This is a genomic window from Streptomyces sp. CA-106110, assembly GCF_050936285.1.
GTDB lineage: Bacteria > Actinomycetota > Actinomycetes > Streptomycetales > Streptomycetaceae > Streptomyces.
Map to the genome: position 1 here is coordinate 8,374,163 of NZ_JBNJNB010000001.1, position 15,228 is coordinate 8,389,390.

At 71.3% G+C, this 15,228-nt stretch carries 15 protein-coding genes; 6 read left to right on the forward strand and 9 right to left on the reverse strand.

What is annotated here, in order from left to right; all coding sequences use genetic code 11:
• Window positions 1-84 precede the first annotated feature (84 nt).
• Complete coding sequence (locus tag ACQEXA_RS38635; protein WP_432927093.1) at window positions 85-1,545, forward strand: aldehyde dehydrogenase; 1,461 nt, start codon at window positions 85-87, stop codon at window positions 1,543-1,545.
• Between the two features lie 3 nt (window positions 1,546-1,548).
• A complete protein-coding gene (locus ACQEXA_RS38640) occupies window positions 1,549-1,782 on the forward strand; it encodes a ferredoxin (RefSeq protein WP_432927092.1) in 234 nt (77 codons plus the stop codon).
• A 317-nt stretch (window positions 1,783-2,099) separates the two neighbouring features.
• On the opposite strand, the gene ACQEXA_RS38645 is transcribed toward ACQEXA_RS38640, so the two are convergent.
• Window positions 2,100-2,744 carry a TetR family transcriptional regulator gene (locus tag ACQEXA_RS38645; protein WP_432927090.1) on the reverse strand — a complete coding sequence of 215 codons (645 nt, stop codon included), beginning with the start codon at window positions 2,742-2,744 and terminating at the stop codon, window positions 2,100-2,102.
• Window positions 2,745-2,949: 205 nt separating this feature from the next.
• On the opposite strand from ACQEXA_RS38645, the gene ACQEXA_RS38650 reads away from it, so the two are divergent.
• The 3 genes from ACQEXA_RS38650 to ACQEXA_RS38660 are packed head-to-tail and all read left to right on the forward strand — an operon-like array spanning window position 2,950 to window position 6,184.
• Window positions 2,950-4,380 carry a glycosyltransferase family 4 protein gene (locus ACQEXA_RS38650; RefSeq protein ID WP_432927088.1) on the forward strand — a complete coding sequence of 477 codons (1,431 nt, stop codon included), beginning with the start codon at window positions 2,950-2,952 and terminating at the stop codon, window positions 4,378-4,380.
• On the forward strand, window positions 4,374-5,117 hold the full coding sequence (locus ACQEXA_RS38655; RefSeq protein ID WP_432927086.1) for a class I SAM-dependent methyltransferase: 744 nt from the start codon (window positions 4,374-4,376) through the stop codon (window positions 5,115-5,117). The genes ACQEXA_RS38650 and ACQEXA_RS38655 overlap by 7 nt, the downstream gene beginning before the upstream one ends.
• Window positions 5,114-6,184: a prenyltransferase/squalene oxidase repeat-containing protein gene (locus ACQEXA_RS38660; protein ID WP_359393277.1), complete on the forward strand. Its 1,071-nt coding sequence runs from the start codon at window positions 5,114-5,116 to the stop codon at window positions 6,182-6,184. The genes ACQEXA_RS38655 and ACQEXA_RS38660 overlap by 4 nt, the downstream gene beginning before the upstream one ends.
• 16 nt (window positions 6,185-6,200) lie before the next feature.
• Here the strand turns inward: ACQEXA_RS38660 and ACQEXA_RS38665 are convergent, their stop codons facing one another.
• Window positions 6,201-6,494: a hypothetical protein gene (locus ACQEXA_RS38665; protein WP_359393280.1), complete on the reverse strand. Its 294-nt coding sequence runs from the start codon at window positions 6,492-6,494 to the stop codon at window positions 6,201-6,203.
• Window positions 6,495-6,686: 192 nt separating this feature from the next.
• Here ACQEXA_RS38665 and ACQEXA_RS38670 point away from each other — a divergent pair, with 192 nt between their 5' ends.
• On the forward strand, window positions 6,687-7,238 hold the full coding sequence (locus ACQEXA_RS38670; protein WP_432927084.1) for a hypothetical protein: 552 nt from the start codon (window positions 6,687-6,689) through the stop codon (window positions 7,236-7,238).
• A gap of 58 nt (window positions 7,239-7,296) precedes the next feature.
• On the opposite strand, the gene ACQEXA_RS38675 is transcribed toward ACQEXA_RS38670, so the two are convergent.
• From ACQEXA_RS38675 to ACQEXA_RS38705, 7 genes are all read right to left on the reverse strand, one after another.
• Window positions 7,297-8,379, reverse strand: coding sequence for an LLM class F420-dependent oxidoreductase (locus ACQEXA_RS38675; RefSeq protein ID WP_432927082.1), 1,083 nt, complete (start codon window positions 8,377-8,379; stop codon window positions 7,297-7,299).
• Between the two features lie 120 nt (window positions 8,380-8,499).
• Window positions 8,500-9,258, reverse strand: a complete 759-nt coding sequence (locus ACQEXA_RS38680) for a hypothetical protein (protein ID WP_432927080.1) — start codon at window positions 9,256-9,258, stop codon at window positions 8,500-8,502.
• A gap of 156 nt (window positions 9,259-9,414) precedes the next feature.
• On the reverse strand, window positions 9,415-10,359 hold the full coding sequence (locus tag ACQEXA_RS38685; protein WP_432927078.1) for an N-acetylmuramoyl-L-alanine amidase: 945 nt from the start codon (window positions 10,357-10,359) through the stop codon (window positions 9,415-9,417).
• A gap of 10 nt (window positions 10,360-10,369) precedes the next feature.
• Window positions 10,370-11,032, reverse strand: a complete 663-nt coding sequence (locus ACQEXA_RS38690) for a class I SAM-dependent methyltransferase (RefSeq protein WP_432927076.1) — start codon at window positions 11,030-11,032, stop codon at window positions 10,370-10,372.
• Between the two features lie 131 nt (window positions 11,033-11,163).
• The gene (locus ACQEXA_RS38695) at window positions 11,164-12,903 is read right to left on the reverse strand and encodes an MFS transporter (protein WP_432927074.1); all 1,740 of its coding nucleotides are present in this window, start codon (window positions 12,901-12,903) and stop codon (window positions 11,164-11,166) included.
• Between the two features lie 211 nt (window positions 12,904-13,114).
• Window positions 13,115-13,747, reverse strand: coding sequence for a response regulator transcription factor (locus ACQEXA_RS38700; protein WP_359393423.1), 633 nt, complete (start codon window positions 13,745-13,747; stop codon window positions 13,115-13,117).
• A 193-nt stretch (window positions 13,748-13,940) separates the two neighbouring features.
• Entirely contained in the window at window positions 13,941-15,227 is a 1,287-nt protein-coding gene (locus ACQEXA_RS38705; RefSeq protein ID WP_432927072.1) for a sensor histidine kinase, read from the reverse strand.
• Window position 15,228: the final 1 nt, after the last annotated feature.

A 15,228-nucleotide genomic window follows, 5' to 3' on the forward strand; every position in this document is an offset into this window, starting at 1 on the left:
CGGCCGTGGACTCCGTCGGCCGGACCTGGTATCAGTGGCGATATCTGATGGATCGTCAGAGGCGTCCCGGGGAGGCAGTCGGCCATGACCGAGCTCGTGGAACACGGACAGCTGTTCATCGGCGGGGAGTTGACCGACCCCTTGGGCGAGGACGTCATCGAGGTGGTCTCGCCGCACACGGAAGAGGTCATCGGCCGGGTGCCGCACGCCTCGCGCGAGGACGTCGACCGGGCGGTGGCCGTGGCGCGCCGGGCCTTCGACGAGGGCCCCTGGCCGCGGGCGACGCTCGGCGAGCGGATCGAGGTGGTCGGCCGGATCAAGGACGCGATCGCGGCACGGTACGAGGAGATCGCCCGCGTGATCTCCTCCCAGAACGGCTCCCCGTACTCCTGGAGCGTCCTCGCTCAGGCGCTGGGCGCGATGATGGTGTGGGACGCGGCGATCACGGTCGCACGGGACTTCACCCACGAGGAGCGGCGCGACGGCGTCCTCGGGAAGATCCTCGTGCGGCGCGAGCCGGTCGGGGTCGTGGCGGCCGTCGTGCCCTGGAACGTGCCGCAGTTCGTGGCCGCCGCCAAGCTCGCCCCCGCCCTGCTCACCGGCTGCACGGTGATCCTGAAGCCGTCCCCCGAGTCGCCGCTGGACGCGTACGTCCTCGGCGAGATCGCGCGCGAGGCGGGGCTGCCGGAGGGCGTGCTGTCGATCCTGCCTGCCGATCGCGAGGTCAGCGAGTACCTGGTCGGGCACCCCGGTGTGGACAAGGTGTCGTTCACCGGTTCGGTCGCGGCGGGCAGGCGCGTCATGGAGGTGGCCTCGCGCAACCTGACGCGCGTGACCCTGGAGCTGGGCGGCAAGTCGGCGGCCGTGGTGCTGCCGGACGCGGACGTCTCCACGGCGGTGCAGGGGATCGTGCCGGCCGCCTGGATGAACAACGGCCAGGCCTGTGTGGCCCAGACCCGCATCCTCGTACCGCGCTCGCGCTACGACGAGTTCGCCGACGCCTTCGCCGCCGCGGCGAGTGCCCTCGTGGTCGGGGACCCGCTGGACGCGGCCACCCAGGTCGGTCCGCTGGTCGCCGGGCGCCAGCAGCAGCGCAGCCTCGACTACATCCGCATCGGCCAGGAGGAGGGCGCCAAGATCCTCACCGGCGGCGGCCGGCCAGCGGGCCTGGACCGCGGCTGGTACGTGGAGCCGACCCTCTTCGGCGACGTCGACAACTCCATGCGGATCGCCCGGGAGGAGATCTTCGGGCCCGTCATCTGCCTGCTCCCGTACGGCGACGAGAGCGAGGCCGTGAAGATCGCCAACGACTCCGACTACGGGCTGAGCGGCAGCGTGTGGACGGCGGACGTCGAGCACGGCATCGAGGTCGCCCGCCGGGTGCGTACCGGCACGTACTCGGTGAACACCTTCAGCCTCGACATGCTCGGCCCCTTCGGCGGCTACAAGAACTCGGGTCTCGGGCGCGAGTTCGGGCCCGAGGGGTACGGCGAGTTCCTGGAGCACAAGATGATCCACCTGCCGGCCGGGTACGGGGAGGCGTAGCGCATGGGAGACCGCTGGCACATCGAGGTCGACCGCGCCGTCTGCATCGGCTCCGCGCAGTGCGTCCACCGCGCACCCGGCGCCTTCAGTCTCGACTCGGCCCGGCAGTCCCACCCCGTCCACCCGGACGCCGACGCGGGCGAGCAGGCGCTGGACGCGGCGGAGAACTGCCCGGTGGAGGCGATCGCGATCACGCTGGTGGGAAGCGGGGAGCCGGTGTTCCCGCCGGAGGACTAGGCCGGTCCGGGACACCGCCCGAATCATCCGAAAAATGTGGTTAGAGGGGGTTCCATCCCGGTATGACGATGCTATTCTGAAAGTCGCCTACGGGGCGAGTGAGGAATCTCGACCGGAAGATGCCGACTTTGGCGTGAGACCTCGGTTTCCGCCGGGGCCGACAACGGTCGGCCGAGAGACCTGAAGATCAATAGATCGCAAGATCCAGAGATCGGAAGGTTGAAAGACTCGGAAGGTCGAGAGATCTGAAGGTCGTCCAAGCCCGTCTCGTAGGTCATTTTTTGTGCCCGGACGGCCCCTTCGCCGCGCCGGCGGTCCTAGCCCCTTTCGCCGGGGCCCGTCAGGTCGATCAGCCGGCACACCGTCTCTATGTCGATCCTGACCTGGGCGATGGAGGCGCGGCCGGAGAGCCAGGTGATCAGGGCCGAGTGCCAGGTGTGCTCGATCACGCGGACCGCCGAGAGCTGCTCCGGTGTCGGGTCCTCGAGGCCCATCGCGTCCAGGATGATCGCCGTCGTCTGGCGGGAGACCTGGTCCACCTCGGGGGAGACGCTGCGGTCCGCGAACGTCAGGGCGCGCACCATGGCGTCGGCCAGATGCGGCTCGCGCTGCAGCGCGCGAAAGGCGCGCATCAGGGTCTCCGCCACCCGATCGGCCGCACTCTCCCCGGCCGGCGGCTTCTTCCTGAGGGTGCCGTGCATGTGCTCCAGTTGGTCCTGCATGGTGGCGACCAGGAGGTGCACCTTCGAGGGGAAGTAGCGGTAGAGCGTGCCCAGGGCCACCTGCGAGGACTCCGCCACCTCACGCATCTGCACCGCGTCGAAACCGCCCCGGCTGGCGAGCTGCGCGCTCGCGTGCAGAATCCTGCGACGGCGCGCCTCCTGCCGCTCGGTGAGCGGAGGTGAGGCCGGCTGCGTCGCCGGTCGCGCGGTACTGGCTGGCACCTTGGCTTCCGCAGGCATGGGTCCCGTTCCGTGACAGTCGGTGAGGGCGGGTGATCAAACAGCATGGCAGGGTGTCGGGCCGTGGCGCGAATCACCTGATCCCCCTCTCACAGCGGCCCTACCTGCCGGTAGATTCGGAGGCTCTACGATCAAGTCTGTAACTTGTTCTAGATTACCGTCCCGGCGTAGTCTCGCGGGAAATGGCAGAACGAAGGGGCCGAGAGTGACCGCTGATGCCAGGGAGGCGGGTCCCCAGGAGGGCTCGGCCGCAGACGGGGACCGCCCGTTGCGCATCGCGCTCCTCACCTACAAGGGAAACCCGTTCTGCGGCGGTCAGGGCGTCTACGTACGGCACCTCTCGCGCGAGCTCACCCGGCTCGGCCACCGGGTCGAGGTGATCGGTGCGCAGCCGTACCCCGTGCTCGACGAGGGGGAGGACCTTTGGGGCCTGTCCCTCACCGAACTGCCCAGCCTCGACCTGTATCGCCAGCCCGACCCCTTTCGCACCCCAAAGCGGGACGAGTACCGGGACTGGATCGACGCCCTTGAAGTGGCGACGATGTGGACCGGCGGCTTCCCGGAGCCGTTGACCTTCTCCCTGCGTGCCGGCCGTCATCTGCGCGCCAGGCGCGGTGACTTCGACGTCGTGCACGACAACCAGACGCTCGGGTACGGCCTGTTGGGCGACCTGGGCGCGCCGCTGGTGACCACCGTCCACCATCCCATCACCGTGGACCGCCGGCTGGAGCTCGACGCGGCCAAGGGCTGGGTGCGGCAGGCGTCCGTACGGCGCTGGTACGCGTTCACCCGCATGCAGAAGCGCGTCGCCCGCCGGCTGCCCACGATCCTCACCGTCTCCGGCACCTCCCGCCAGGAGATCGTGGACCATCTCGGCGTCGCCCGGGACCGAGTCCACGTCGTGCACATCGGCGCCGACACCGACCTGTTCTCGCCGGACCCCTCGGTGCCGCAGGTGCCCGGCCGGATCGTGACGACGTCCAGTGCGGACGTGCCGCTCAAAGGCCTCGTCTTCCTCATCGAGGCGCTCGCCAAGGTGCGGACCGAGCACCCCGGGGCGCATCTGGTGGTGGTCGGCAAGCGCGCCGAGGACGGGCCGGTCGCGCGGGCGATCGAGCGGTACGGGCTCGAGGGCGCCATCGAGTTCGTGAAGGGCATCTCGGACGCGGAACTGGTCGACCTGGTCCGGTCGGCCGAGGTGGCGTGCGTGCCGTCGCTCTACGAGGGCTTCTCACTGCCGGCCGCCGAGGCGATGGCCACGGGCACGCCGCTGGTGGCGACGACCGGAGGCGCCATACCGGAGGTCGCGGGAGCGGACGGCGAGACATGTCTGGCGGTACCGCCGGGCGACGCGGGGGCGCTGGCCGCCGGTCTGAGCCGGCTGCTCGGGGACCCGGAGCTGAGGGTACGGCTCGGCGTGGCCGGTCGGGAGCGGGTACTGCGCCGCTTCACCTGGGCGCGCGCCGCCGAGGGAACCGTGGCCCGGTACCGCGAGGCGATCGCCGGCTCCGCGGCCCCCGGTACCGGTCGTCCCGTAGCGCACCGCGACCGCTCCGTGTCTGCGGTGACGGTCGCTGCCGAAGAACCAGCCGAAGAACTCGTCGTACCCAATCGCGAAAGCAGGGCCACGTGCTGACCGTCGACTTCTCCCGGTTCCCGCTCGCCCCGGGCGACCGTGTCCTGGACCTCGGCTGCGGTGCCGGACGGCACGCCTTCGAGTGCTACCGGCGCGGCGCCCAGGTCGTGGCTCTGGACCGCAACGGCGAGGAGATCCGCGAGGTCGCCAAGTGGTTCGCGGCGATGAAGGAGGCGGGTGAGGCCCCGGAGGGCGCCACCGCGACCGCCATGGAGGGCGACGCCCTCGCGCTCCCCTTCCCCGACGAGGCCTTCGATGTCGTGATCATCTCCGAGGTGATGGAGCACATCCCCGACGACAAGGGCGTGCTCGCCGAGATGGTCCGGGTGCTCAAGCCGGGCGGCCGCATCGCGATCACCGTTCCGCGCTACGGCCCCGAGAAGGTCTGCTGGGCCCTGTCCGACGCCTACCACGAGGTCGAGGGCGGCCACATCCGCATCTACAAGGCCGACGAACTCCTCGGCAAGATCCGGGAGGCGGGCCTGCGGCCGTACGGCACGCATCACGCGCACGCGCTGCATTCGCCGTACTGGTGGCTGAAGTGCGCGTTCGGCGTCGACAACGACAAGGCGCTGCCGGTGCGCGCGTACCACAAGCTGCTGGTCTGGGACATCATGAAGAAGCCGTTCGCCACCCGGGTCGCCGAACAGGCGCTGAACCCGGTGATCGGCAAGAGCTTCGTGGCCTACGCGACCAAGCCCCACCTGCCCCGCCTCTCCGAGGCGGACGCCGCGTGACCACGCCCCGGACAGAACACCTCGTCCTGCCCGGGGTCCTCACCGCCGACGAGGCCGCCGCGACCGTTCGCGGGCTCCTCGCCGTGCAGCGGGAGGACGGCGCCGTGCCCTGGTTCCGCGGCCACCACCTCGATCCGTGGGACCACGTCGAGGCGGCCATGGCGCTGGACGCGGCGGGAGAGCACGCGGCGGCCGAGCGGGCGTACGACTGGATGGCCCGGCACCAGAACGAGGACGGCTCCTGGTACGCGGCGTACGCCGACGGGGACCCGCTGGACGTCACCGACCGCGGCCGTGAGACGAACTTCGTCGCGTACGTGGCGGTCGGAGTGTGGCACCACTACCTGGCCACCGGCGACGACACGTTTCTGGACCGGCTGTGGCCGACGGTGTACGGGGCCATGGAGTTCGTGCTCCGCCTCCAGCAGCCCGGCGGGCAGATCGGCTGGAAGCGCGAGGACGACGGCACGGACGTCCCGGACGCCCTGCTGACGGGCTGCTCCTCCATCCACCACGCCCTGCGCTGTGCCCTCGCGATCGCCGAGCAGCGCGAAGAGGCCCAGCCTGACTGGGAGTTGGCGGTGGGCGCGCTGCGCCACGCGATACGCCGGCACCCGGAGCGGTTCCTCGACAAGGACCGCTACTCGATGGACTGGTACTACCCCGTCCTGGGCGGTGCGCTGACCGGCCCGGAGGCGAAGGAACGCATCGAGACCGACTGGGACCGCTTCGTGGTACCCGGCCTCGGCGTGCGCTGTGTCGTCCCCAACCCGTGGGTGACCGGCGGCGAGTCGGCCGAACTCGCCCTGGCCCTGTGGGCGATGGGCGAGTCCGACCGAGCGCTGGAGATCCTCCAGTCGATCCAGCACCTGCGCGATCCGCAGACGGGCCTGTACTGGACGGGTTACGTCTTCGAGGACCGGACTGTCTGGCCGCGGGAACTCACCACGTGGACGGCGGGTTCGCTGCTTCTCGCCGTGGCCGCGCTCGGTGGCGACGAGCCGACGTGCGCGGTCTTCGGCGGTGAACGGCTGCCGCGCGGCCTGGACCCGGACTGCTGCGCCTAGGAAGGCCCTCGGCGGCTCAGTGCCGGTGCATCCGGTGGGCGATGGCGTGGCCCACGAAGAGATAGACCACGGCGGCCAGGCCGTAGCCGGCGACCACACGCGCCCAGGCCTGGTCGAAGGTGAACAGGTCGTGCGACCAGCCCGCAAGCCAGTTCGCCGCGTCGTGGACGAACTGCACCAGGTCGTTGGCGCGGTTGGCGTCCAGTACGTACATCAGGATCCACAGGCCCAGGATGAAGGCCATGACGTCGGCGACGATCGCGATGACCGTGCCGGCCTGGTTCGCACCGTTGCGATATCGAGGGGACATATCCATCGGGTTGCCCGTCGTCCCTCGATGAAACCAGCGCGGGTGCCGTGACTCCCTTGTGGGACAAGGGAGTCACCCGAACGGACCCGTCCGAACGGCGCGGTGCGGCCAGGCGGGCGAGTCTGTCGGTGGAGCCGTGGTCTCCCGGCCTCGGCAGACCTCCCGTTCCCTGTCCAAGGCCCGGAGGATCCCGTGCCCGCACCGATACGCCCTCTAGCCGTGGTGCTCGCCCTTACTTCCGTCCTGTTCGGCGCCGCCGCCTGCGGCAGGGGCGGTACCGCGCAGAAGGCCGCCTCATACATAGCGGTTGCCACACCGTCCCCGAGCACCCCGGCGGAGCGGCAGAAGTTCGCCAGGTCCCGGCTGGTGACGAACGCGGGGCTCGCGGCCGGCGCCACGTCCCGGTGGATCGCCGAGCCGTCGAAGGCAGGGGCGTTCAAGGCGGGCGACAAAAGGCGGGCGGCGGCACTCGCCCAGGCGGAACTGGCGGGCACCTACGCCTACAACCGGCTCGAGGCGGCTCTGCGCAACGCCCAGGGCGACCCGGCGCTGACCAAGGCCCTCGCCCCGCTCGCCCCGCGCATCGAGGCACTGAAGGCTCTGCCGCCCCGGCTCCGCAAGGGGGACGAGGCAGCGGCGCGCACCTTCGCCGACGTCGTCCGTCAGGTGAGGATCGCGGTGAAGAGTGCGGGTATCCCGGTCAGCAGCCAGGTCCCGACGGCCAGACAGCTCGCGACGGGCTGACGCACACGCCGCGAGCACCGGGGGCGCCGCCGCGCAGCGTCGCGGGGCGGTGCCCCTCCTACGCGTTCAGTTCGGCCAGCACCCGGAGCGTGTGCGGGTCCGGTGCCAGTGCCAGCAGGTCGGTCACCGGACCCTTGCGCCACAACTCCAGCCGTTCCGCGATGCGTTCGCGCGGACCGACGAGCGAGATCTCGTCGGCGAAGGCGTCGGGCACGGCCTGTACGGCCTCCTGACGCCGGCCCTCCCGGAACAGCCGCTGGATCCGGTGCGCCTCCTCCTCGTAGCCCATGCGTGCCATGAGGTCGGCGTGGAAGTTCCGTCCGCCCGCCGCCCGGCCACCGCTCCCCGCCGGGCCCTCCGCGGGCCCCTTCATCGGCCCCATCCCCCCGACATAGAAGCCGAGCATCGCCTTGACCGGCAGCAGCCCCTCGGCCACGTCGTCGCAGACCGTCACCCGGGCCATCGGTGCGACGAGGAAGGGGCGCCCGCCCGTTTCCCGGCGGGCCTCGTCCAATCCCGCGGACGTCACCCCGTACACCTCGGAACGGGTCGGCGACCAGTACAGCGGCAGCCAGCCGTCCGCGATCCGGGTCGTCTGCGCCACGTTCTTCGGCCCTTCGGCGCCGAGCAGGACCGGCAGATCGGCGCGGAGGGGATGGGTGATCGGCTTCAGCGACTTGCCGAGTCCGGTGCCGTCCGGGCCGGGGTAGGGGAGCGGGTGGAAGCGCCCGTCCAGTGCGACGGGCGCCTCGCGGCGCAGGACCTGGCGCACCACGTCCACGTACTCGCGGGTCGCGGTCAGCGGCGACGCGGGGAACGGCCGCCCGTACCAGCCCTCGACGACCTGCGGCCCGGAAAGGCCGAGGCCCAGCATCATGCGTCCGCCGGACAGGTGGTCGAGGGTGAGCGCGTGCATCGCGGTCGTGGTCGGGGACCGCGCCGCCATCTGCGCCACCGCCGTGCCCAGCTTGATCCGTGACGTCCGCGCGGCGATCCAGGTCAGCGGTGTGAAGGCGTCCGAACCCCACGACTCGGCGGTCCACACCGAGTCGTAGCCGAGCCGCTCGGCCTCCTGCGCCAGCGTGACCTGGTCCGCCGCGGGGCCGCGGCCCCAGTAGCCGAGCGCGAGTCCGAGCTGCATGCCGCCTCCCTGCGCCGTCAGATCTGACAGAGCGTCAGTTATCCAAGTGCGGCTGCGACTCTACGACAACGGCCCCCCGCCCGGAAGGGCGAGGGGCCGTGCCTGAAATCTGAAAGGGGTTCAGCCGCGCTGGATGCCGGTCGTGTCCTGGAGCACACCGCGACGGCCGTCCTGCGTCTGCGCGACCAGGCCGGGGCCGCGCTGGTCGACGGCCAAGTACCAGGTGCCCGGGGCGAGTTCGGCGACCGGCGTGGGCGAGCCGTCCTCCGCGTACAGCGGACGCGGCACCGGCACGGCGAACCAGAACGGCGAGAACTCCGGGGCGGGAGCCTGCTGCGGCTGTCCGCCGAACGGCTGCTGAACCTGCTGCGGCTGCCCGCCGTACGACGGCTGCTGGGCGCCCGGGTAGCCGTAGCCGCCCTGCGGCTGCACGCCGTAGGGCTGGGGCGCGGCGGGCTTGGGGGCCGGGATCAGGGCGGCCTGCAGGGCGGGGACCAGGGGGCCGGCGACGGCTGCGGCGGCCAGGACGAGGGCGGCGATGAAGCCGAGGACGAGGCCGGTGCCGGCGTCCAGGCTGCTCGGGACGTCCAGCAGGAACCAGAACAGGCTCCACGCGGCGAGGATCGTGAACGCCGCACCGACCGTTCCGAGGTCCAGACCGGCGATCTTGCGAGGCTGCGGCAGGCAGCGGTTGGCGACGATCAGAGCGGCACCGATGACTCCACCCATGTAGAGGCCGAGGCCTACACCGAGGGTGTCCCAGGCGTTCGAGCCGCTGAAGCCCGCGGCCGAGTAGAAGTCGAGGAACGACGCGATGAACAGCAATACCGCTGCTCCGATCACCACGCCGTCGCCCCTAGTGAGGGAGCGGATATTCACTTCAGGTCCTTCGTCTGTCGTCTCGTCGTCGGTGGAGGCGTCGCTGTCACCATGTCGCCCCGGGCCGCGGTGTGAAGCGCAGGGGTGGCCCCTCATCGTAGGAGGACACTATCGTCCGCCCGCGCTGGGTGTCCGCCCGGTCCGGACCGGTGATCGTCACCGGCGCAGGAAACTCACGATTCCCTCAGAGATCCCCTCTGCCGCCTTCTGCCGCCACGCGCCGCTGGTCAGCAATGCCGCGTCCTTGCTATCGCGCATGTTGCCGCACTCGATGAACACCTTCGGAACCGTTGACAGATTGAGACCGCCGAGATCGCTCCGGACGTCGAGACCGGTGCCGCCGCCCACGTAGTTGGCGGGAGCGCTGCCGGTGACGCGGACGAAGTTGCCCACGATGCGCTCGCCGAGAGCGCGGGAAGGGGCGGCGATCGGCCGGGTGTCGGCCGCGCCGTCGTGCACCGAGGCCGGGAGGATCACATGGAAGCCGCGGTCGCCCGCGGGCGCCCCGTCCGCGTGGATGGAGATCGCCGCGTCGGCGTGCGCCGCGTTGCCGATCCTGGCCCGTTCGTCCACACAGGGTCCCCACGGGCGGTTGCCGTCCTGGGTGAACTTCACCGTGGCGCCCTGCTGTTCGAGAAGCGTGCGCAGGCGGCGGGCCACATCCAGTGTGAACCGGGCTTCCGGGTAACCGGCGTTGGTGGACGTGCCGGTGGTGTCACACTCCTTGCGATTTGTCCCGATATTAACTTTCCGGTTGATTTCGGCGATATGCTGGTAGTTGTCGGGATTGTGCCCGGGGTCGACGACGACGATCTTGCCCGCCAGGGGGCCGGTCCCGCCGCGGGTGGCCGCCCGCGTGGAGGCGGGTGGCGCGGCCGGTTTGTTGCCGCCCTCCGGCGGGGAGGCCGTGGCGGAGCGGGACGCCGCGGAACTCGTCGCGGGCGCCGCGCCGGCCGGGCCGCTGCCCGTGTCGGCCACCGCCTCGTAGACCAGCCAGCCCACCAGCGCGGCCGGTACCAGCGTGGCCACCGCCACCGTGAGGGGACCGCGCCGGGAGCGGCGCGGCTCGGGAGGATCGAAGTCCGGACCTGCGTACGACATGTCTGCGACCCTAACGGCGCGGCTCGTCCATCGCCCGCGTTCGCTCCAGGACGCGCAGCGAGTCCGTCGCCGATACCTCCTTGAACGCGCCGGATGCGAGCGCCCTGAGGTAGACGCGGTAAGGGGCCTGGCCGGTGAACTCGTCCTCCGGCTCGGGGAAGACGTCGTGAATGACGAGCAGCCCGCCCTCGGCCACGTGCGGCGCCCAGCCCTCGTAGTCGGCGTTCGCGTGTTCGTCGGTGTGACCTCCGTCGATGAACACGAGGCCGAGTGGCGCATTCCACACCGTGGCCACCTGGGGTGAACGGCCGACGAGCGCGATCACGTGGTCCTCGAGGCCGGCCTTGTGCAGCGTGCGCCGGAAGGTGGGCAGGGTGTCCATCAGGCCGACCTCGGGGTCGACCGTCTCCGGGTCGTGGTAGTCCCAGCCCGGCTGCTGCTCCTCGCTGCCGCGGTGGTGGTCGACCGTGAGCGCGGTGACCCCCGCGGCGCGGGCCGCGTCGGCGAGCAGGATCGTGGAGCGTCCGCAGTACGTGCCGACCTCAAGCAGCGGCAGGCCAAGCCGCCCGGCCGTGACGGCGGCCTCGTACAGCGCGAGCCCCTCACCGAGCGGCATGAACCCCTTGGCGGCCTCGAACGCGGCCAGGATCTCGGGCTTGGGCGCCGCTGGCATGGGGGTCCTTTCGTTTGCACGTGCGGGCAGGCGGCGTGCGGCTGTGCAAGCCGGCGCAGCACCTGTAGGCGCCCCATGCTGCCGCACCCCCCGTCGCGCGGGCGACGGGGGGTGCGGGGTGCCGGGGGCGATCAGGCGGAGACCGTCCGGCCCGGCAGGGAGAGGTCCAGGTCCACCGGGCGGTCGTCGCCGGAGTGGGTGGCCGAGGAGGCCAGCGGGGCGTGGCCCGCGGCCGTGGCGGCCAGGACGTAGGAGCCCTCGGACGGTACGGCCAGCGTGTAGCCGCCGTCCTCCGCGGACAGCGTCGCGCCCGCCTGGCGGCCCCGGCGGTCGATCAGCGTGACCTTGGCGCGGGCGACCGGGGTGCCGTCGGCGTCCAGGATCCGGCCGCGGAAGGCGCGCAGTGCCTCCTGAGCCCGCTCCAGGTTGGCGTCCTCCTCGCTGCTGGCGCGCAGCTGCGGCCTGGCCGAGGAGCGGCTGCCCGGCAGGAAGAGGGCGAGCAGCAGACCGACCGCGACCGCGGCCGTCGCGATCAGGAACGAGACGTGGAAGCCGTGCATGGTGGGGATCACGACGCCGTTCACATGGTTCGCGGTGTTAGCGAGCACCATGCCGATGACGGCACTGGAGACCGAGGTGCCGATCGAGCGCATCAAGGTGTTGAGGCCGTTGGCCGCACCCGTCTCCGAGGCCGGGACCGCGCCGATGATCAGCGCGGGCAGCGAGGAGTAGGCGAGGCCGATGCCGGCGCCGAGGACCACCGAGGTGATCACCGTCTGCCAGGCGGCGTCCATCAGGCCGAGGCCGCCGCCGTAGCCGATCGCGATGATCATCAGGCCGAGAATCAGGGTGACCTTGGGGCCGTACCTGGCGGACAGCCGGGCGTAGACCGGCGCGGTGAACATCATGGTCAGGCCGAGCGGTGCCACGCACAGGCCTGCGACGACCATGGACTGACCGAGGCCGTAGCCGGTGGCGGCGGGCAGCTGGAGCAGCTGCGGCAGGACGAGCGAGACGACGTAGAACGAGACGCCGACCATGATCGAGGCGAGGTTGGTGAGCAGCACCGCGCGGCGGGCGGTGGTGCGCAGGTCCACGAGCGGAGCTTTCATGCGCAGCTCCATCACGCCCCACAGGACGAGGACCACGACCGCCGCGGCGAACAGTCCGAGCGTGGTGCCCGACGACCAGCCCCAGTCGCTGCCCTTGGTGACCGGCAGCAGGAGCAGCACCAGACCGGCGGCCAGGCCGAGCGCGCCGGCCAGGTCGAAGGAGCCCGCGGCGCGGGCGGGGGACTCGGGCACCACGAGAAGGGTGAGGACGATACACAGGACGCCGAGTCCGGCGGCGCCGAAGAACAGGGCGTGCCAGTTCGCGTGCTGTGCGACCAGGGCGGCGGCGGGCAGCGCCAGTCCGCCGCCGACGCCGATCGACGAGCTCATCAGGGCCATCGCCGAACCGAGCCGCTCGCGGGGCAGCATGTCGCGCATCAGGCCGATGCCGAGCGGGATCGCGCCCATCGCGAAGCCCTGGAGCGTGCGCCCGACGATCATCGGGAGTACCGCGCTGGTGAGGCCGCTGACCAGGGCGCCGACCACCATCACCGCGAGGCTGGCGAGCAGCATCCGGCGCTTGCCGTAGAGGTCGCCGAGGCGGCCCATGATCGGAGTGGCCACGGCACCCGAGAGCAGGGTGGAGGTCAGGACCCAGGTGGCGTTGCTGGGCGCGGTGCTCAGCAGTTGGGGCAGATCCTTGATGACCGGGACGAGCAGGGTCTGCATCACCGCGACAACGATTCCCGCGAAGGCGAGCACCGGCACGATCGCGCCGGACTGCCTCCGAGCGGGCTGGTCGGTCGTCGTGTGCGTCATTGCGTGAGGCCTCCAGGCCGAAAGTGATCAGGCGCGGAACGAGTCGTTCGCAAGATCCGCGCGGGATAAGTGCTCGGTAAACCTCGTATGCACGAGCAACTATTCCGATGCTTCGGCGTACTAACGAATCCTTGACCAGCCCATGGGAATCTGAACCCGGGTCAGGGCCGGACGGCCGTCACGGCCGCCCCCGGCGCCGCCCCGCGGTGCGCTACAGCCAGCCCTGCTGCCTGGCCTCCCGCATCGCCTCCATGCGGTTGCGGGTGCCCGTCTTGCCGATGGCCGAGGAGAGGTAGTTGCGGACCGTGGACTCGGACAGATGCAGCTTGCCCGCGATGTCGGAGACCGTCGCCCCGTCCACGCAGGCCTTCAGTACATCGCACTCGCGCGCGGTCAGCGGGCTGGGCCCGGCGCTGAGGGCCGCCGCGGCCAGCGCCGGGTCGACGACCGTCTCGCCGGTGAGCACCTTGCGGATCGCGGCGGCCAACTCCTCCACCGGACCGTCCTTGACCAGGAACCCCGCGGCGCCGGCCTCCATGGCCCGGCGCAGATAACCGGGCCTGCCGAAGGTGGTGAGGATCAGCACCCGGCAGTCCGGGGTCTGTTCCCGCAACTCGGCGGCCGCGTCCAGACCGCTCATACCCGGCAGTTCGATGTCTAGCAGGGCCACGTCGGGGCGGTGGATCAGCGCGGCGTCCACGATCGCGTCACCCGTGGCGACCTGCGCGACGACCTCGATGTCCGCCTCCATGCCGAGGAGCAGGGCGAGCGCGCCGCGCATCATGCCCTGGTCCTCGGCGAGCAGAACCCTGATGCACTTCGCAGGCCGGTGACTTCTGGGCATCTCGTCCACGGAGTGAAGCGTACGGTGCCGGATACGGCCGCGACGGCCGGCGGGACGCGTGCCGAGCGCTCGAAGGGGCGACCGGGTCCGATGGGCGAGGAGTCGTCATGATTCGGCCCCGCGCCTCTTCCTGGCACCTCCTCTTGTCCTCCTCGGGGCGCCTCCTTCTGGACCGCCGGCGTCGGCCGGGTGGTCAGTCGGCCCTGGACCCGGTGGCCGCCCTCGAGAGCGGTGCGGCGGACGGCTCCACGGGCAGTTCGCCCTCCACCGGGAGTTCGGCGGTGACCGTGAAGCCGCCGCGCGGCGACGGGCCGGCACGCAGGGAGCCGCCCGCTGCCCCAAGGCGTTCGGTCAGGCCCTTCAGACCGGTTCCGCCGATGCCCGCCGGGGGAGGGGTGGAGGGTGCGCCGTCGCCGTTGTCGGAGATCGTCAGCCGGACGCGTCCGGCCCTGCCCTCGACGGCGATCTCGCAGCGGGACGCGCCGCTGTGCCGTACGGCGTTGGTGACCGCCTCGCGCACCACCCAGCCGAGCAGGGCCTCGGTCTGCGGGACCAGAGGAGGGCCCGACTGGCGGACGAGGGGCTCGATGCCCGCGGCGGTCAGGGCCGAGCGGGCCCGGTCCAGCTCCGTCGTCAGGCTTCCCTCGCGGTAGCCGGTCACCGCCTCGCGGATCTCGGTGAGCGCCTGGCGCCCGACCGACTCGATGTCGGTGACCTGCATCAGTGCCGCGTCCAGGTCGCGGTCGGCCAGCCTGCGGGCCGCCTCCGACTTCACGACGATCACCGAGAGGGTGTGGCCGAGGAGGTCGTGCAGATCGCGGGAGAAGCGCAGGCGTTCCTTCTCCACCGCGCGGCGGGCCAGTTCCTCACGGGCGGCGCGCAGTTCGCGCACCGCCTCGGACAGGGACAGGATCGCGGCAGTCACCATCGTCGAGAGGAAGGTGCCGTAGGCGATGTTGATCCCGCTCCAGCCGTCGCGCAGGCACGCGACGGTACCGGCCACCAGGGTGATCCCCAGGCCGGACTTCCCCAGCCAGGGGCCCCGTACGATGGCGCCCGTCGCCAGGCCGAGCAGAGGGAAGAACAGCAGCCAGTTGCCGCCGTAACCGATGGCCAGACCGCAGGTCACCGCCCCCATCAGGACCAGGGCCGCACGCGTGGACCACGCCTCGCGCCGTTCCCTGTCGAAGGCGCGGAACACGACGTAGATGTAGAGGGAGTTGAAGGTGAGCAGACCGATGCTGCCGATCCACGGGTTCGGGGTCTTGCCCTGGAAGATGTTGGAGAAGGCCCCCAACCCCATCAGCAGCCACGGCAGCAGGGAGAACCCGGTGGGCGGCGGGCCCGGGTTCTCCACCGCCTTGCCCGCCTTGCGGGCGGCCTTCCGCTCGGCCTTGAGGCGCTCCTTGTCCTCCTTCCACGTCTCGCGCGCGAGCTGCCACGCGTCCACGCGGCAGCTGGCCTTGCGCAACCAGGACATG